We start from the raw sequence: 18090 nt of genomic DNA, 5'->3' as shown, positions 1-18090 counted from the left end.
CCCGAACGTGCTCAACCGCTTCCGCACCGACGAGACCCGCCATGCGCGGCGCCTGGCGCGCATCGCCCGGTGGGATCGCCCGATCGAGGGCGTGGCGGGTCGGCTGCGGGCGTGGGCGAACATGATGCTCGTCGACCACGGCGTCTTCCGGCTGGCCTATCTCAACCTGCACAAGGTGTCGGAGACGCTCTGGCGCGCGGCCCAGCCGGCGCCGCATCAGCTGGCGCGCCTGCGCGACAAGGGCCTGCGCACGGTGGTCTACCTGCGCGGCGGGCGCGAGCACGGCTCCTGGCAATTGCAGAAGGAATGCTGCGACGCGCTCGGGCTCACCCTCGTCGACTTCGTGGTGCGCTCGCGCGCCGCGCCGGACAAGGAGACGATGCTGCGCGCGCGGGAGTTCTTCGCGTCGGTGCAGTACCCCGCTCTCGTCCATTGCAAGTCGGGCGCGGACCGCGCCGGCTTCGTCTCGGCGCTCTACCTCCTGGTCCACGAGGGCCGCAGCGCCGACGAGGCTCTGGGGCAGCTCTCCCTCGCCTACGGCCATTTCCGCTTCGCCAAGACCGGCATCCTCGACGCCTTCTTCGAGGCCTATCGCGACGAGGGCGAGGCGCACGGGCTCTCCTTCGAGGAGTGGATCGAGACCCGCTACGATCCCGAGCGGCTGGAGCGGGACTTCAAGCCGGGCGTCCTGTCGGACATCCTGGTCGACAAGGTGATGCATCGCGAGTGAGGGATGCGGCCTCGCCGCCCCCGCCGTCCCGCCGCACGGCCCCCGCGCCGTTCGCCGCCGGCACCAGCACCGGCACGAAGCGCGTGCCGCGCCGGGTCTGGCGCACCATGAGCGGCCGGTGCAGCTGCTTCGTCGCCTCGACCACGTGAACACCGGCGAAAGGCAGGTTGAGCCGCGTGCCGATCCGCTCCCAGGCGGGCGCCGAGGAGCGCAGCGTCCGCGAGCGGAGCGGCGGGACGTAGAGCGTCTCCGTCCAGCTCTCCGGCGTGAACAGGGTGCGGCGCATCAGGGCCTTCAGCTGGCCGCGGGAATAGGGCTGGCCGTGGCCGAAGGGGGTGACGTCCATGCGCGCCCAGAGCCCCCCGCGATTGGGCACTACGGCGGCGAGCCGGCCGCCGGGGGCGAGCACCCGCCAGATCTCGTAGAACAGCTCGTTGGGGTCCTCCGAGTTCTCGAGCGCATGGACGAGCAGCACCCGGTCCATGCAGCCGTCGGGGAGCGGCAGCATCAGGCTGTCGGCGAGGCAGGAGGCCGAGCGGCCGTCCGCCGGCCAGGCCTCCACGCCCTGCGCCGCCGGCATGAAGGCGAGCGTGCGCTCGGCCGTCCCGCGCGCGGCGTCGAGATAAGGCGTCGCGTAGCCGAGCCCCATCACGCGCGCGCCGGCGCTCGGCGCGAGAAAGCCCGCCAGCGCGCGCCCGACGAATCGCTTCGCGGTCTCGCCGAGGGGGCTGTCGTAGAACGCACGCAGCGCGACGACGTCCAGGGTCATGCTTCGCGCTCTCCTCCCTGAGACAGGAATGACGCGCCGCGGCGCGATGCGCAACCCGGGGCGCAGCCATGCGCGGATCGGCCCTCGCATTTCGGGCCGCGATCGACTATGTAGCCTTCACGCGCGCGGCTCGCTCGGCCGCCTTTCTCCTCGTCAGACGTCGGACTCGATCGGCGACGCCGGCCTCCATGGCCGGTCGGGGAGCCTTCTGCACGGTACGAACGACCACATGCCCTTTCCCGCGACCCATCCCCTCATCGCCGAGGCGCTCGACGCGCGCGGCTATTCCGAGCCGACGCCGGTGCAGGCCGCCGTGCTGGCGCCCGGGCACGAGGGGCGCGATCTCCTCGTCTCGGCCCAGACCGGCTCCGGCAAGACCGTCGCCTTCGGTCTCGCCCTCGCAGAGACGCTGATCGGGGCCTCGCCGCTCCTGGTGCCCTCGCTCGCGCCGCGCGCGCTGGTGATCGCGCCGACCCGGGAGCTCGCGCTCCAGGTCGAGCGCGAGCTCGCCTGGCTCTACGGCGAGACCGGCGCGCGCATCGTCGCCTGCGTCGGCGGCATGGATCCGCGGCGCGAGCGCCGCGCGCTCGAGGTGGGCGCGGACATCGTCGTGGGCACGCCGGGGCGCCTGCGCGACCATCTCGAGCGCGGCGCGCTCGACCTCTCCGGGCTCGAGGCCGCGGTGCTCGACGAGGCCGACGAGATGCTCGATCTCGGCTTCCGCGAGGACCTGACCTTCATTCTCGAGGCCGCGCCGGCGGAGCGCCGCACGCTGCTGTTCTCGGCCACGATCCCGCCGGACATCGCCAAGCTCGCCCGCGACCACCAGCGCGACGCCATGCGCATCGACACGGTGCGGCGCGACACGCCGCACGCCGACATCGCCTACCGCGCCATCCGCGTCTCCCCGCGCGAGGCGGAGCTCGCGGTGGTCAACGTCCTGCGCTATTTCGAGGCGCGCGGGGCCATGGTGTTCTGCGCCACCCGCGAGCAGGTGCGCCACCTCCATGCGAGCCTCGTCGAGCGCGGCTTCGCCGCCGTGGCGCTCTCGGGCGAGCTCTCCCAGGCCGAGCGCGGCCACGCGCTGCAGAGCCTGCGCGACGGGCGCGCCAAGGTCTGCGTCGCCACCGACGTCGCCGCCCGCGGCATCGACCTGCCGCATCTCGACCTCGTCGTCCACGCCGACCTGCCGAACGACCGCGACACGCTGCTCCATCGCTCGGGCCGCACCGGCCGCGCCGGCCGCAAGGGCGTGTGCGCGCTGATCGTGCCCGTGAACCGCCGCCGCAAGGCGGAGGGGCTGATCGCCGCCGCGCGCATCGACGTCGAATGGTCCGGTCCGCCGACCTTCGAGGACATCCGCGCCGAGGACCGCAAGCGCTTCCTCGCCGACCCGTTGCTCTCGCAGGCGCCGGCCGAGGACGAGCTCGAGACGGCGCGCGCGCTGATGGCGGAGAAGTCCCCCGAGGAGATCGCCGCGGCCCTCGTTCGCCTCCACCGCGCCCGCCTGCCGGCGCCGGAGGACGTCTGCGATCCCGGCGAGCGCCCGCAGCGCCGCCCGCGCGAGGAGCGCGGCGAGCGTCCCGAGCGGGGCGCGAAGCCCTACGAGCCGCGCGGCTTCGAGCCGCGCGAGCGACAGCCCCGAGAAGCGCGCGAGCGCCAGCCGATGGCGTGGTTCTCGCTCAGCGTCGGCCGCCGCGCCAACGCGGATCCGAAATGGCTCCTGCCGCTGATCTGCCGCCTCGGCGGGATCACCCGCGACGAGGTCGGCCCGATCCGCATCTTCCCCGAGGAGACGCGGGTGGGCATCGCCCTCGACGCCGCCGACCGGTTCGCCGAGGGCGCGCTCGGCGCCAACGACGAGAACGTCCGGGTCACCCGCGCCGAGGGCGCGCCGGGACCGCAAGGCGGCTTCGGCGACAAGCGCGGGTCCGGCCCGCGCCGGGACGGGCCGAAGGGCTTCGGCGGGAAGGGGTCCGGCAAGGGAATGGGCAAGGGCTTCGGCAAGGGCGTCGAGAAGGGAGCCGGGAAAGGTCCCGGCTGGAAGGGCGCGGCGACGGGCGCCGCCGCCGCCGACGCCCGCCCGCCGCGCAAGGAGCGCCGCCACGCCGGTGCGTGACGGCGCACCGCGTCCGGCGAGACCTCACCCGCGGGTGAGGTCGCCGAGCAGGCTCGCGGCGACCGTCAGCTTCGAGAGCGTCAGCCCCGACGAGACGATGCCGTCCACCGCGGTGCGGATGCGGGTGACGTCGGGGCGGCGCGCGCACCAGGCCTCCACCGCCTCGCGGCCGGAGCCCTCCTCCTGGGCGATCTCGGCGGTGAGCCGGCGATGGGCGTCGGCGACGCCGGAGAGCGCGCGCTCGAGCGCCAGGCGGTCGTAATAGTCCGCGATCGGCACGTCGCGCCCCTGCGCCGCGAGGACGCCGAGCCGGAACGTCTCGTCGAGCGCGAAATAGGTCGCCGCCACGTCGCGGATCGAGCGCCCCGCCTCGCCGGCGATGAGCGTGATGTCCGGCGCGGCGACGAGGATCGGCAGCGCGGCGAGCCGGCTCGCCAGCATCTCCGGCACCGCCTGCGCGGTCAGCGTCGCCGTGCGCTCGCGCCAGAGCAGCTGCGCCGCGTCCGGCAGGCAGTCGACCAGCGCGTCCTCCACCGCGACGACGCCCTCCCGGAAGCGCCCGACGATGGCCTCGAGCGGCGCCTCGTCGAGATCGACGTTGCGGATGAACCAGCCGATGCGGTTCATCGCGAGCTCCTCGAGCTCGGCGTAGAGCCGCAGCTGCATCGACCCGGTCGCGATCGTGTCGAGCCCGTCGACGCCGGCGTTGAGCGCGACGAGGCCGAAGGAATCGCGGGCCGCCGCATAGGCCGCCGCGATGGTCGGCGCGTCGGCGCCGGTGGCGTCGGCGAGGCGGGCGATCACCGTCGGGCCGCCCCGATTGACGATGGCGTTGGAGAGCTGGGTGGCGATGATCTCCCGGCGCAGCCGGTGCGTCTGGATCGCGTCCTCGAAGCGCTCGCGCAGCGCGGCGGGGAAGTAGCGGTCGAGCTCGCGGCCGAGATAGGGGTCGTCCGGCACGGCGCTCTCGAGCAGCTGATCGTAGAGCTGCAGCTTGGCATAGGCGAGGAGCACCGCGAGCTCGGGCCGCGTCAGGCCCTCGCCGGCCTCGGCGCGGGCCGTGAGCGCAACGTCGTCGGGGAGCTGCTCCACGCTGCGGTCGAGCCGGCCCTCGTGCTCGAGCCCCTGCATCAGGCGCCGCACGAAGCCGACGTCTCCCGCCCCGCGCCGCTCGGCAAGCGAGAGCGAGAGCGTCTGGAGGTAGTTGTTGCGCAGGACGAGCCCGGCCACCTCCTCCGTCATGTCGGCGAGAAGCGCGTTGCGGGCCTCGGGCGTGAGCCGCCCGTCGCGCTCGGGCGTATCGAGGGCGATCTTGATGTTGACCTCGACGTCGGAGGTGTTGACCCCGGCCGAGTTGTCGATGGCGTCGGTGTTGAGCCGCACGCCGTGGCGGGCCGCCTCGATGCGGCCGAGCTGGGTGACGCCGAGATTGGCGCCCTCGCCGATGACCCGCGCGCGCAGCTCCGCCCCCGTGACGCGGATCGCGTCGTTGGCGCGGTCGCCGACCTGCTCGTCGCTCTCGCCCGCGGCACGGATGTAGGTCCCGATGCCGCCGAACCAGAGCAGGTCGACGCGCATGCGCAGGATCGCCCGCATCACCTCGAAGGGCGTCGCCGTGCGCTGGTCGAGGTCGAGCAGCGCGCGCATCTCGTCGGAGAGCGGAATGGCCTTCATCTGGCGCGAGAACACGCCGCCGCCCTTGGAGATCTTCGCCGCGTCGTAGTCCGCCCAGGAGGACCGGCCCATCTCGAACAGGCGCTGGCGCTCGACGAAGGAGGCCTCCGGATCCGGGTTCGGATCGATGAAGACGTCGCGGTGGTCGAAGGCGGCGACGAGCTTGACCGCCCGCGAGAGCAGCAGGCCGTTGCCGAAGACGTCGCCCGACATGTCGCCGACGCCGGCCACCGTCACGGGCTCCGACTGCACGTCGACGTCGATCTCGCGGAAGTGCCGCTTCACCGCCTCCCAGGCGCCCCGCGCCGTGATGCCCATCTTCTTGTGGTCGTAGCCGTTGGACCCGCCCGAGGCGAAGGCGTCGCCGAGCCAGTGGCCGCGCTCCAGCGAGATGGCGTTCGCGGTGTCGGAGAAGGTCGCCGTGCCCTTGTCGGCGGCCACGACGAGATAGGGGTCGTCGCCGTCGTGGCGCACCGTGTCCGCCGGCGGGCGGGTGTCGTCGCCGACGATGTTGTCCGTGAGCTCGAGCAGGGTGTCGATGAAGACCTTGTAGCTCTCCCGCCCCTCCTCGAACCAGGCCTGGCGGTCCTCGTGGGCGGGCGGGAGCTTCTTGGGCACGAAGCCGCCCTTGGCGCCCACCGGCACGATGACCGCGTTCTTCACCTGCTGCGCCTTGACGAGGCCCAGCACCTCGGTGCGGAAGTCCTGCGGCCGGTCCGACCAGCGCAAGCCCCCGCGGGCGACCTTGCCGAAGCGCAGGTGCACGCCCTCGACGCGGGGCGAGTAGACGAAGATCTCGTAGAGCGGCCGCGGCAGCGGCATCGCCTCCACCCTGGCGCAGGCGAACTTGAAGGCGATGGTCCGGCGCGGATGGCCGCTTGCCTCGAGCTGGAAGTAGTTCGTCCGTAGCGCCGCCTCGACCAGGTTGACGAAGCGCCTGAGGATGCGGTCGTCGTCGAGGCTCTGCACGGCGCCGAGCATCTCCTCGATCGTCTCGCGCGCGAGGCTCTCGGCCTCCTCGCGCGGGCGCGTCTCGGAGGCGCGGGGGTCGAAGCGGGCGTAGAAGTAGGCGACGATCGCCGCGGCGATGGCGGGATGCCGCGCCAAGGTCGTGGCGAGGTAGTCCTGGCCGTAGGGGATGCGCACCTGGCGCAGGTAGCGGCCGAGCGCGCGGATCATGGCGACGTCGCGCCAGCCGAGCTCGGCCTCGAGCACCAGCTTGTTGAACCCGTCCGACTCGGCGAAGCCGCGGAAGAGCGCGAGCAGCGCCGCCTCGATCGGCTTCTCGATGCGCTCGATGGTGATCGGCCCGCCGGCGGCGCGGGTCAGCGTCATGTCGTGCAGCCAGACCCGCTCCGCCTCGCTCGCGCCGGCGGGGACGACGCGGTAGGTCCGCTCGTTCACCACGTGGAAGCCGAGATTCTCCAGAAGCGGCACGCGCTCGGACAGGGGCAGGCCGGCGCCGCGGGAGAGCACCTTCAGGTTCACGCGCGTTTCCGGATCGCCCTCGCGCCGGTAGAGATCGACCGCCCGCGGCCGCTCGGCCGAGACGCGCTCCACGATCAGGATGTCCCGGATCGCCTCGTGAGCGGAGAAGGCTTCGCGATAGGCGGCGTTGAACGCGTCGGCGTAGCGCGCGGCGAGGTCCCGTCCCCGAGGGCCGCCGATCTCCTCGCGCAGCGCGTCGCGCAGCGCGTCGCCCCAGGTGCGCACGATCGCCCCGACGCCGTCCTCCAGAGCCTCCCGCGAGACGTCCGGCGTGGCGCCCTCCTCGCGGCCGATGATGTAGTGCGTGCGCGCGAGCGGGCCCTCCGGATAGGCCGGGTAGGCGGCCGACACGCGGCCCTGGTAGACGCCGGCGAGGAACTCGCCGACCCGGCGGCGCACCTGCGTGTCGTAGCGATCCTTCGGGATGAAGACGAGGACGGAGACGAAGCGGTCGAACTCGTCCGGCCGCGCCAGCACGCGCACGCGTGGCCGATCGGACAGGTTCATGATCTCCAGCGCGAAGCGGTAGAGCGTCTCCTCGTCGATCTGGAAGAGCTCGTCGCGCGGATAGTTCTCGAGCACGTTGATCAGCGCGCGCCCGGCATGGCTCTGCGGGTCGAAGCGGGCACGTTGGAGCACCTTCTCGCGCTTGAGCCGCAGCACGGGCACGTCGTCGGTGGATTCGGTGTAGGCGCTCGCGGTGAACAGGCCGACGACGCGCAATTCGCCCATCACCTCGCCGGTGTCGGAGAACAGCTTCACGCCGATATAGTCGAGATGCGCCCGGCGGTGGACGCGGGACTTCACGTTGGCCTTGGTGATGATCAGCGCCGAGGGCTTCTGCAGGAAGGCGCGCACCTCGGGCGTCATGGCGACGAGCTCGCGCCCGCGGCGCAGCACCTTGACCGAGCGATCGCGCAGGATGCCGAGGCCCGAGCCCTCGATCGGCTCTGCGGCCACGTCGCCGTGGGGGAAGCGGTACTCGCGCACGCCCAGCAGCGTGAAGTTGTCGGCCGCGATCCACTCGAGAAAGGCCAGCGCCTCCTCGGTCTCCTGCTTCGGCAGGGGCGGGGGCGTCTCGCGGTAGCGCCGAATCGCGCCGTGAAGGCGCTCGCGCATGGCCGGCCAGTCGGCGACCGCGACCGCGACGTCGGAATAGACCCGCTCGAGCCCGGACCGCAGCCGCTCCAGCGCGGCGTCGTCGACCTCGTCGAGATGGATGTGGATCAGGCTCTCGCGGATCGCCCCTTGCGGCTCCACGTCGTGGGCGGGGCCGAGAAGCTCGAGGAGGCGCCCCTCTCCGTCCCGCCGCACGGCGAGGATCGGATGCGCGACGAGGCGCGGCTCGTGGCCCTGGTCGACGATCTCGGCGAGCGTCGAGTCGAGCAGGAACGGCATGTCGTCGTTGACCGCCTCGATCACGGTGAGCTCGAGGGCGCGATCGGCGCGCGGAAACTCGCGGTCGACGACGGCCAGATCGTGCCGCGGCGCGTGCGGATCGATCACGCGCGGCTTGCGCAGATGGGCGAAGGCCTCCGCGGCGAGGGCCGCGAGCTCCTCGGGGCCGTAGCGGTCGAGATCCTCGCGCGGCGTCTGCCCGAACAGGTCGTCGACCGTTCGGGGCGGGGTCTGCTCGCTGCGCTTCTCCTCGAGCGCCGCCATCGCCGCGGCGATCGCCGCCGTCTCCTCGCCCTCGATCCGGTCCATCCCGCACGCCCCTCGCTTCGGCTGTCGTCGGTTCGGCTACGGCCAGGCTTGGCATAGGCCGCACCCGGCTGCAACAATTCGCCACACACCAACGCGTGAGGAAGGATCCCGTCCCATGGCCGAGCCGAAAAGACCGGAAGCGGGGGCGCCGCCCCTGCGTCAGCGCGCCGAGAAGGCTCCCACCGCACTCGACCTTCCGCAAGGGGATCTGTCGCCGGACATGCGGGCCTATTTGGCCAAATGCGACGAGAAGATCGGCTTCGTGCCGAACGTGCTCGCGGCCTACGCCCACGACGACGCCAAGCTCTCCGCCTTCGCCGCCTTCTACAACGGCCTGATGCTCGCGCCCTCCGGGCTGTCCAAGCTCGAGCGCGAGATGATCGCGGTCGTCGTCTCGGCGGCCAATCGCTGCGTCTATTGCGTCGTCGCCCACGGCGCGGCGGTGCGGCAGATGTCCGGCGATCCCGTGCTCGGGGACACGCTCTCGGTGAACTGGCGCGCCGCGCGTCTCGCGCCGCGCCACCGCGCCATGCTCGCCTTCGCCGAGAAGGTGGCGCTCGCCTCCTGGACCATCGAGGAGCCGGACCGCGAGGCGCTGCGCGAGGCCGGCTTCTCCGACGTCGACATCTGGGACGTCGCCGCGGTGGCCTCGTTCTTCGCCATGTCGAACCGCCTGGCCTCGGCGACCGACATGCGCCCGAACGCGCAATATCACGCCAGTGCACGTGATATGGCCGATTCTTGATTGCTTTATAGCTTCACCCTAGCGTGTAATGCCCGTCCGTCACGGCGAGCGTGGCGTCGAGCGGAGGGAAGCGATATGCCCGGGAGGAAACGCAGCAGGAGCAATCAGGGCGGAGTCGGCGGCGGTGGCGGCGACCGGCCCCGCATCATGCCGGTCGGCGGCGGCGGGACCACGGGCGCGACCGTGGTGCGGCTCAATCGCGAGGCCCGCCATCGCGGGCTCGGCGCGTTCGAGGACATGAAGCTGCGCATCGCGTCGACCGCGGACGTCACCGCCGAGGCGGCTTTGGCCAGCACGTTCGACGGCGCGGACATGATCGTGTTCGAGCGCTTCGGCATCGCCATCGTCCAGGCCGACCCCGATCGCATGGCCGCAGCCGTCTCCGCGGGCGTCGCCGAGCACGGCGTCGTCTCCGCGCGTCCCGAGCGGATCTACCGCGCCATCGGCGCCGGGCGCGGTCCGCGCACCTTGGCGGGCGCGAGCCGGGACTACCTCCTCGGCTACCGCGCGGGCGTCGACGCGCTCGTCGAGGATCTGCTCGGGGGCGAGGCGGGCGGCGCGGGGGCGCGACGCGCGGAGGAGCCGCAGGACCCGGAGGAGATCACCGAGACCTGGGGCCTGCGCGCCACCGGCGTGACCGGCTCGTGCTTCAGCGGACGCGGTATCAAGGTCGCGATCCTGGACACCGGCATCGACGCGGGTCATCCCGATTTCGAAGGCCGCATCGTCGCCTCGAAGTCCTTCATTCCCGACGAGACGGTCGAGGACGCCCAGGGCCACGGCACGCACTGCGCCGGCACCGCCTGCGGGCCGATGCAGCCGGCCGAGAACCAGCCGCGCTACGGCGTCGCCTACGGCGCGGAGCTCTACGTCGGCAAGGTGCTCTCGAACCAGGGCCTCGGCTCGGACCGCACCGTCATCGCGGGCCTCGAATGGGCGCTGAACGAGGGTTGCCAGGTGATCTCGATGTCGCTCGGCGCCGCCGTCGCGATCAACCAGCCCTTCGACGAGAACTACGAGCTGATCGGACAGGACGCGCTCCGGTCGGGCTCGCTCCTCGTCGCGGCGGCGGGCAACGAGAGCCGCCGGCCGACCTTCGTCGCGCCCGTCGGCTCGCCCGCCAACTGCCCCTCCATCTTCGCGGTGGCGGCGGTCGACCGCTTCGATGCGGTGGCGTTCTTCTCCTGCGCGAAGCGCACGATGCATCCCGGCGGAGAGATCAACATCGCCGGACCGGGCGTGGACGTGCTCTCCAGCATGCCGCGCGCTCTCGGCGGCTGGGACTTCCTGTCGGGCACCAGCATGGCGACGCCGCACGTGGCCGGCATCGCGGCGCTCTACGCCGAGTCCGATCCCGGCCTGCGCGGCATGGCGCTGTGGGGCGCGCTGGTGAAGAACGCGCGCCATATCGGCGGCGAGGTGGCCGACGTGGGCGCGGGCCTCGTCTACGCGCCCTGACGCGCGGCGTGCGTCGCGGCGCTTGACGGGCGGCGCGGCCCGGCCGACTTCTAGAGCGCCCGATCCGTTTCGGCGGACCGGGCGTTGTCGGTTCGCGATCGGCATTCATCGCGGGAGGGTCGACATGGCTGAGGACAAGTCGGTGAGCGGGCCGAAGCACGAGGTCACGGTGCGCGTCACGGCCGACGCCCGCAAGGACGTGGAGCAGGTCGCGCAGGAGCTCGCGCGGCGCGGCCTCGGGGACGTTTCGGTCAGCGCCCGTTTCGGGATGATCCACGGCGTGGCCGACGAGAAGGCCGAGGCCGACATCCGCGGTGTCGACGGCGTCGCCTCGGTGAAGCGCTCCCAGACCTTTCGCGCGGTCTGAGGCCCGGCTCGCCTCGCCGCCGCACCGCCCCCACGCTTGCGCCGCACGGCCGGTCCCCCCATCATGACGGGACGATGACGCGCAACGGCGAAAGAACCACGGGGGAGGAGGCGCGATGAGCGACGGCGAGACGGTGCAGCAGAAGCGCGGCGGGACGGTGGTGCCCTTTCCCGCCGCGCGACAACAGGACGCCCGGGTCTCCTTCGACCGCGACGAGCTGCGCGAGATCCTCAACGTCTACGGCCGCAAGGTGGCCGCCGGCGAGTGGCGCGACTACGCCATCGACTTCCGCAAGGACAAGGCGGTCTTCGCCGTCTACCGGCGCACCTCCGAGATGCCGCTCTACCGCATCGAGAAGGACCCCAAGCTCGCCCGCCGCCAGGGCGCCTATTCCGTGGTCGCGTCCTCGGGGCTGGTGATGAAGCGCGGCCAGGAACTGGGGCGGGTGCTCAAGGTGCTCGAGGGCAAGGAGCTGCGGCTGGTGGATTGAGGCAAGCGTCGAGGGGCTGGAAATCGCTGCCTGGATGCGCGATGTGCAGGGGAACAGCCGCGCTTTCCGCGCAATCCGCTCACAGCGTACGAGGTCCAGCCGCCATGCCCTTCTCGACGGACGCCTGGGAGAGCAACCTCCCCGCCTACGAGACCATCCGCACCATGCCCTTCAACGCCGAGCTCGCCGAGGGCCGGCTCGCGCGCGAGCGCTTCACCCACTACATCGTCCAGGACGCGCATTACCTGATCGGCTTCGGCCGCGCGCTGGCGCTCGCCGCCGCCAAGGCCCGCGATCCGGACCGGATCGTCCAGTTCGCCAAGGGCGCGGAGGTGGCGATCGTGGTCGAGCGCTCGCTGCACGGGTCGTTCTTCGAGCGCTACGGCATCTCGCCGGACGCCTTCCAGGCGACGCCGGTGCAGCCGTCCTGCCACCATTACGTCTCCTACCTGACGGCCACCGCCTTCGCCGAGCCCTACGAGGTGGTGCTCGCGGCGCTCCTGCCCTGCTTCTGGATCTACGCCGAGGTCGGCCGCGACATCCACGGCCGCGCCGCGCCGGGCAACCCCTACCAGGCCTGGATCGACACCTATGCGGGCGAGGAGTTCCACGAGGCCGTGCAGGCGATGATCGCCGCGACCGACGAGGCGGCCGAGCAGGCCGCGCCGGCCATGGTCGCGCGGATGCACGAGGCCTACACGGCGGCGACGCGGCTCGAATACCTGTTCTGGGACGGCGCCTACCGGCTGGAGAGCTGGCCGGTCTGAACCGTCAGATCCCGCGCGGCCGGCGCGGGGGCAGCGGCAGCGTCACGGTCGGGCCGGCCGGCGCGGCGGCGCTCGCGGCGGGACCCGGCAGGCCGTCGATCAGCGGCACGTTGCGCGGCGGCGGCAGGATGTCGAGCGGCGTGCCGGCGCTCGCGACCTCGGCGCCGCGCGGCTCCGGCCCCGGCGACACGCCCGCCGGCAGGCCGAGGAAGACGGCGACCGGCTCCACCGGGCGGCGCTGCGGCAGGTCGACCCGCGGCAGCGTGCGGCTCTGCGCCTGGAAGAAGGCGAGGGCGTCCGAGCCGCCCGGCGTCGCGCCGGCGATGACGATGGCCTGGGTGTCGTCGTCGCTCTCCCCGCCCCGGCGGCGGTTCGGGTCGCAGACGATGGGCCGCAGGTCCGGAGGCGCGCTCACGGAGGAGCGCGGCAGGCTGGTGAGGGTGCGCAGGCCGCCGAAGCCGAACAGGCCGCGATTGGAGAAGCCGTATTCCAGAAGCGAGGCGGAGAGCGCCGTGCGCTCGCGCGAGGACATCTGGCCCATGACGACGGCGACCAGCCGCCGGCCGCCGCGCTCGGCGGTGGCGACGACGTTGAAGCCGGACGAGCAGATGTAGCCCGTCTTCATGCCGGTGGCGCCCTGGTAGCGCCCGATGATGCCGTTGTGGTTGTTCATCACGCTGGAGCCGAAGGCGATCGCCTGCAGGCCGAACAGGTCGCGCCGCCGGGGGAAGTCGCGCCACAGCGCCTGGGCGAGGAGCGCCATGTCCCGCGCCGTGGTGCTCTTGCGCAGATCCGGCAAGCCGCTCGGGTTGGTGAAGCGCGTGTCCGCCATGCCGAGCCGGCGGGCGGTGGCGTTCATGCGCTCGACGAAACGGTCGACGGTGCCGCCGACGTTCTCGGCGATGGTCCAGGCCACGTCGTTCGCCGACTTGACCATGATGATCTTGAGCGCGTTGTCGAGCGTGATCTGCGAGCCCGGCTCGAAGCCCATCTTCGAGGGCGGCATCGAGGCGGCGTCGTGCGAGACGGTGAGGAGCGAGCTCATCGACACCCGGCCCTCGCGCACGGCCTCGAGCGCCACGTAGGCGGTCATCAGCTTGGTGAGCGAGGCGGGGTACCACGGCATGGTGCCGTTGCGCTCGAAGATCACGGCGCCGGTGTCGAGATCGGCGAGGAGGAGCGGCGCCTCGTCGATCTGCGCCCGCGCGGGCGCGAGGGCGGCGAGGACGAGGAACGCGGCGAGGAGAACGCGATGGGTCGCAGGAAGGAGCGCGCGCATGAGCAGGGTCTGAGCTCCGGGCTCTCGAGGCGGGCTGTGTCGGACGCGACGCGGCCGGGCGGCGTGTCGCGACCATAACCAAGACGCGCGCCCTTTTCCAGATCGCGAACGGAATTCGCCCCACCGGCTCTTGCGCCCGCCGCCGCGGCGGTGTTCGAGAAACGGGCGCCGCGCGTCGGCGCCCAGCCGGACCCGGACGCCGATGGACCTCTCCCTCCTCTGGATTCCCGTGACGCTCGCCGCCGCCGTGGCGCAGACGGGGCGCAACGCGCTCCAGCGCGACCTGACGGCGCGCATCGGCACGATCGGCGCGACGCAGGTGCGCTTCCTGTTCGGCCTGCCCTTCGCGGCGCTCTTTCTCGCGGGCGTGCTCGCCGTCACCGGCGAGAGCCTGCCGGCGCCGCAGCCGGGGTTCCTCGCCTTTCTCGTCCTCGGCGCGCTGATGCAGATCGCGGCCACCGCGCTGATGCTCGCAGCCATGCGCGAGCGCGCCTTCTCGGTGGTCACCGCCTACCTGAAGACCGAGCCCGTGCAGACCGCGCTCTTCGCCATCGCGGTGCTCGGAGATCCGCTCACCGGCCCGATGCTGATCGCCATCGGGGTGGCCACGGCGGGCGTGATCCTCGTCTCGCACACCCCGGGCAAGCTCGCGAGCGGCGGCCTGCGCCCGGCGCTCCTCGGGATCGCGGCCGGCGCGGGCTTCGGGCTCTCCGCCGTGGGCTATCGCGGCGCCATCCTGGCGCTCGAGGGCGGCGGCTTCGTGGTACGGGCCTCGACCGCCCTCGTCGCGGCCCTGGCGCTGCAGACGGCGATCCTCCTCGTCTACCTCGCCCTTCTCGACCGCCACGCGCTGATCGGCTCGCTGCGGGAATGGCGCGGCTCCGCGACGGCGGGCTTCCTCGGCGCGCTGGCCTCGCAGTTCTGGTTCATCGGCTTCGCGCTGACCTCGGCCGCCAACGTGCGCACCCTCGCGCTGGTCGAGGTGGTCTTCGCGCAGATCGTCTCGCGGCGGCTGTTCGACCAGGCCGCGACGAAGCGCGAGCTCCTCGGGATGGCGTTGATCGTCGGCGGCGTCGGCGTGCTTCTCGTGAAAGCCACCTGAGACCGCGGGTGAGCCCCTCCGCGTGCGCCGCGTGCGGAACTGCGCGCTTGCGAGCCGCGCGACAACGGGTCTAGGCTTCCCTCACGTCCGCGAAGCCGGACGAACGAGGCCGAAACGGTCCGGCACGAGGGAGGACGGCATGGTGAGGGCGAGGCGCGCCGCCGCGCCGGGCGCGGTCGCGCGGATGGGCGCGGCAACGGACGGGAGCGGCCCGTGAGCGGGCTCGGCGAGACGTCGCCCGAGACCTCACAGAAGGCCGGGCGGCCTGCGCGCAATCTCGACGCCGCGCGCCTTGTCGGCCATCTCGAGACCATGTGGCGCATCCGCGCCTTCGAGGAGGCGGCGATCCGCGGCCTGAAGGATGGGCTCGTGCTGGGCGCGATCCACCCCTCCATCGGCCAGGAGGCGGTCGCGACCGGCGTGTGCCTCAACCTCGATCGCGCCGACCTCCTCCTCTCCACGCATCGCGGCCACGGCCATACGCTCGCCAAGGGCGCCGACGCCGGCGCGATGATGCGCGAGCTCTTCGGCCGCGACGGCGGCACCTGCGGCGGCAAGGGCGGCTCGATGCACATCGCCGACTTCTCCGTGGGCATGCTCGGCGCCAACGGCGTGGTGGGCGCCAACATCCCCATCGCGGTGGGCGCCGCGCACGCGATCCGGCTGCGGGGCGGGAGCGAGATCGTCGCCTGCCTGTTCGGCGACGGCGCGATCAACCGCGGCCCGTTCCTCGAGGGGCTGAACTGGGCGAAGGTCTTCGATCTGCCCGTCCTGTTCGTCTGCGAGGACAATACCTGGTCCGCCACCACCCGCACGGCGGACCTCACCGCGGGCGCGGGTGCGGCCGCCCGCGCGGAGAGCCTCGGCATCCCCGCCGAGACGCTGGACGGCAACGACGCGCTCGCCCTCGACGAGGCGGCGCGCGCCGCCGTCGCCGCCCTGCGCGCGGGCTCGGGGCCGCGGCTCCTGCACGTGAAGACCTATCGCCTCACCGGTCACACGGCGGCCGACGCCGCCCCTTACCGCGACCCGGCGGAGGTCGAGGCCTGGCGGGAGAAGGACCCGATCGCCCGCCTCGCGGCGGCGCTCGCCGACGCCGGAATCCCCGCGGAGCGGCTCGAGGCCGCGCGCGCGGGCGCCTATGCCGAGATGGAGGCGATCTACGACGAGGCGCGCGCCGCGCCCTGGCCGCCGGTCGCGGGCGCCTATGCGGACGTGCAGGACGTCGGCCATCCGGCGCAGAGGGCGTTCTGATGGCCGCGAGCACCACCACCACCTACATCGCCGCCTCCACCCGCGCGCTCGCCGAGGAGATGGCGCGCGACCCGCGCGTCTGGGCGCTCGGCGAGGATCTCGGCCGCGGCGGCGTCTTCGGCCAGTACGAGGGGCTGCAGGAGCGCTTCGGCGCGGCCCGTATCGCCGATACGCCGATCTCCGAGGCCTGCATCATGGGCGCGGCGGTGGGTGCGGCGCTCGCCGGCACGCGGCCCGTGGTCGAGATGCGCTTCTCCGACTTCGCGCTGTGCGCCACCGACGAGCTGGTCAACCAGGCGGCCAAGGCGCGCTTCATGTTCGGCGGGCAGGCGAAGGTGCCGCTCGTCGCGCGCCAGCCGGTGGGCATGTGGCGCTCCTCCGCCGCGCAGCATTCGCAGTCGCTGGAGGCCTGGTACGCCCACGTTCCGGGCCTGGTCGTCGTCGCCCCGGCGACGCCCGCCGACAATCTCGGGCTCCTGAAGAGCGCCATCCGGGCGGACGACCCGGTCGTCTATCTCGAGCACAAGGGCCTGTGGCCGCTCGAGGGCGCGGTTCCGGACGGCGAGCACCTCACCCCCATCGGCGTCGCCGACGTGGCGCGGGAGGGGCGCGACCTCACCCTCGTCACCTGGTCGGCCATGCGCTGGCGCTGCCTCGAGGCCGCGCGGGCGCTCGCGGCGGACGGCGTCGAGGCCGAGGTGATCGACCTGCGCACCCTCTGGCCCTGGGACCGCGACCGCGTCCTCGCCTCGGTCGAGAAGACCGGGCGCCTCCTCGTCGTGCACGAGGCGGTGACCGTCGGGGGCTTCGGGGCCGAGATCGCGGCCTTCGTCGCCGAGCATCTGCACGCACGCCTCGAGGCGCCCGTGCGCCGTCTCGGCGCGCCGCGCATCCCCATCGCCTACGCGCCGCCGCTCGAGAACGCGGCGCGGGTGACCCCGGACGCGATCGCGTCCGCCGCGCGGGCGATGACCGCGCCGGCGGCCGCCGACGCGTCGTAAGGAAACGAGACAGGGAGGAACGAACTCATGCGCATCTTCAAGCCCCTGGCGGTCCTCGCGGCCGCCGCCGCGCTCGTGCTGCCGCTCGCCGGCGGGGCGCTCGCGCAGGACTACAAGGAGGAGTACCGCGTCTCCACCGTCGTGCCGCCGCCCTTCCCCTGGGGCATCGCGGCCCAGCGCTGGGCCGATCTCGTCGCCGAGCGCACCGACGGGCGCATCGTCATGAAGCTCTATCCCGGCGCGCAGCTGGTCCAGGGCGAGCAGACCCGCGAGTTCACGGCCATGCGCCGGGGCATCATCGACATGGCGGTGGGCTCGACCATCAACTGGTCGCCGCAGATCCCCGAGCTCAACGTCTTCGCCCTGCCCTTCCTGATGCCCGACTACGCGGCGCTCGACGCGCTGACGCAAGGGCCCGTGGGCGAGCGGATCTTCGAGCTGATCGAGGAGAACGGCGTCGTGCCCCTCGCCTGGGCCGAGAACGGCTTCCGGGAGGTGACGAACTCGCAGCGCCCGATCCGCACGCCCGCGGACATGGAGGGCCTGAAGATGCGCGTCGTCGGCTCGCCGATCTTCAACGACATCTTCTCGGCGCTGGGCGCCAACCCGACCCAGATGTCCTGGGCCGACGCCCAGCCGGCGCTCACCACCGGCGCGGTGGACGGGCAGGAGAACCCGCTAACCATCTACACCGTGCTGAAGATGCACGAGCTCGGCCAGGCCAACGTCACCCTCTGGCACTACGTCGCCGACCCGCTGATCTTCGCGGTCAACCAGGAGGTCTGGGATTCCTTCACGACCGAGGACCAGGAGATCGTGCGCGAGGCCGCCCTCGAGGCCGGCGCGCACGGCATCGAGGTCGCCCGCAAGGGCCTCACCGAGGGCGACCAGAGCCTCGTCGAGGAGATCGAGGGCTTCGGCGTCACCGTGGTGCGGCTCTCCGACGAGGAGCGGCAGGCCTTCGTCGACGCCACGCGTCCCGTCTACGAGGACTGGAAGCAGAGGATCGGCGCGGACCTCGTCGAGACGGCCGAGGAGTCGATCGCCAATCGATGATCGGCCAGCGACGCGGCGCCATTCTTCTCCTTCCCTGTAGGGGAAGGTGGCGCCGCGCCGACAGGCGCGGTGACGGATGGGGCG

Annotated in this window: 14 protein-coding genes; 11 read left to right on the top strand and 3 right to left on the bottom strand. The window is 72.6% G+C overall.

The annotated features are described in order from the left end of the window. The first annotated feature begins 7 nt into the window (after positions 1–7). Positions 8–730 (top strand): tyrosine-protein phosphatase, encoded by a 723-nt coding sequence (locus ABL310_RS00425; RefSeq protein WP_349372131.1) that lies wholly within the window; start codon positions 8–10, stop codon positions 728–730. Here the strand turns inward: ABL310_RS00425 and ABL310_RS00420 are convergent. Further along, positions 675–1499, bottom strand: a complete 825-nt coding sequence (locus tag ABL310_RS00420; protein WP_349369755.1) for a methyltransferase domain-containing protein — start codon at positions 1497–1499, stop codon at positions 675–677. The two genes, ABL310_RS00425 and ABL310_RS00420, sit on opposite strands and share 56 nt — an antisense overlap. A gap of 229 nt (positions 1500–1728) precedes the next feature. On the opposite strand from ABL310_RS00420, the gene ABL310_RS00415 reads away from it, so the two are divergent. Beyond that, complete coding sequence (locus ABL310_RS00415; RefSeq protein WP_349369754.1) at positions 1729–3618, top strand: DEAD/DEAH box helicase; 1890 nt, start codon at positions 1729–1731, stop codon at positions 3616–3618. A 24-nt stretch (positions 3619–3642) separates the two neighbouring features. Here the strand turns inward: ABL310_RS00415 and ABL310_RS00410 are convergent, their stop codons facing one another. Beyond that, a complete protein-coding gene (locus ABL310_RS00410; RefSeq protein ID WP_374730357.1) occupies positions 3643–8487 on the bottom strand; it encodes an NAD-glutamate dehydrogenase in 4845 nt (1614 codons plus the stop codon). Between the two features lie 115 nt (positions 8488–8602). Between ABL310_RS00410 and ABL310_RS00405 the strand changes: the two genes are divergently transcribed. The 5 genes from ABL310_RS00405 to tenA all read left to right on the top strand — a co-directional run bounded on the left by ABL310_RS00405 (position 8603) and on the right by tenA (position 12314). After that, the gene (locus tag ABL310_RS00405; RefSeq protein ID WP_349369753.1) at positions 8603–9232 is read left to right on the top strand and encodes a peroxidase-related enzyme; all 630 of its coding nucleotides are present in this window, start codon (positions 8603–8605) and stop codon (positions 9230–9232) included. A 75-nt stretch (positions 9233–9307) separates the two neighbouring features. Beyond that, a complete protein-coding gene (locus tag ABL310_RS00400) occupies positions 9308–10690 on the top strand; it encodes a S8 family serine peptidase (RefSeq protein WP_349369752.1) in 1383 nt (460 codons plus the stop codon). 124 nt (positions 10691–10814) lie between these two features. Beyond that, positions 10815–11057, top strand: a complete 243-nt coding sequence (locus tag ABL310_RS00395) for a hypothetical protein (RefSeq protein WP_349369751.1) — start codon at positions 10815–10817, stop codon at positions 11055–11057. Positions 11058–11172: 115 nt separating this feature from the next. Beyond that, positions 11173–11547, top strand: a complete 375-nt coding sequence (locus tag ABL310_RS00390) for a DUF2794 domain-containing protein (protein ID WP_349369750.1) — start codon at positions 11173–11175, stop codon at positions 11545–11547. Between the two features lie 104 nt (positions 11548–11651). Further along, positions 11652–12314 carry a thiaminase II gene (gene tenA, locus ABL310_RS00385; RefSeq protein WP_349369749.1) on the top strand — a complete coding sequence of 221 codons (663 nt, stop codon included), beginning with the start codon at positions 11652–11654 and terminating at the stop codon, positions 12312–12314. 4 nt (positions 12315–12318) lie between these two features. Here tenA and ABL310_RS00380 read toward each other — a convergent pair whose 3' ends face one another. Next, positions 12319–13593: a D-alanyl-D-alanine carboxypeptidase family protein gene (locus ABL310_RS00380; RefSeq protein WP_349369748.1), complete on the bottom strand. Its 1275-nt coding sequence runs from the start codon at positions 13591–13593 to the stop codon at positions 12319–12321. Positions 13594–13795: 202 nt separating this feature from the next. On the opposite strand from ABL310_RS00380, the gene ABL310_RS00375 reads away from it, so the two are divergent. From ABL310_RS00375 to ABL310_RS00360, 4 genes are all read left to right on the top strand, one after another. Further along, a complete protein-coding gene (locus ABL310_RS00375) occupies positions 13796–14695 on the top strand; it encodes a DMT family transporter (RefSeq protein ID WP_349369747.1) in 900 nt (299 codons plus the stop codon). A 213-nt stretch (positions 14696–14908) separates the two neighbouring features. After that, the gene (locus ABL310_RS00370) at positions 14909–15949 is read left to right on the top strand and encodes a thiamine pyrophosphate-dependent dehydrogenase E1 component subunit alpha (protein ID WP_349369746.1); all 1041 of its coding nucleotides are present in this window, start codon (positions 14909–14911) and stop codon (positions 15947–15949) included. Then, positions 15949–16950, top strand: a complete 1002-nt coding sequence (locus tag ABL310_RS00365; protein WP_349369745.1) for a pyruvate dehydrogenase complex E1 component subunit beta — start codon at positions 15949–15951, stop codon at positions 16948–16950. Before ABL310_RS00370 ends, ABL310_RS00365 begins: the two co-directional genes overlap by 1 nt. 27 nt (positions 16951–16977) lie before the next feature. Continuing rightward, a complete protein-coding gene (locus ABL310_RS00360; RefSeq protein ID WP_349369744.1) occupies positions 16978–18006 on the top strand; it encodes a DctP family TRAP transporter solute-binding subunit in 1029 nt (342 codons plus the stop codon). Positions 18007–18090 lie beyond the last annotated feature (84 nt).

It is taken from the genome of Salinarimonas sp., assembly GCF_040111675.1.
Lineage (GTDB): Bacteria > Pseudomonadota > Alphaproteobacteria > Rhizobiales > Beijerinckiaceae > Salinarimonas.
This window is presented reverse-complemented; position numbering and strand designations above follow the sequence as displayed.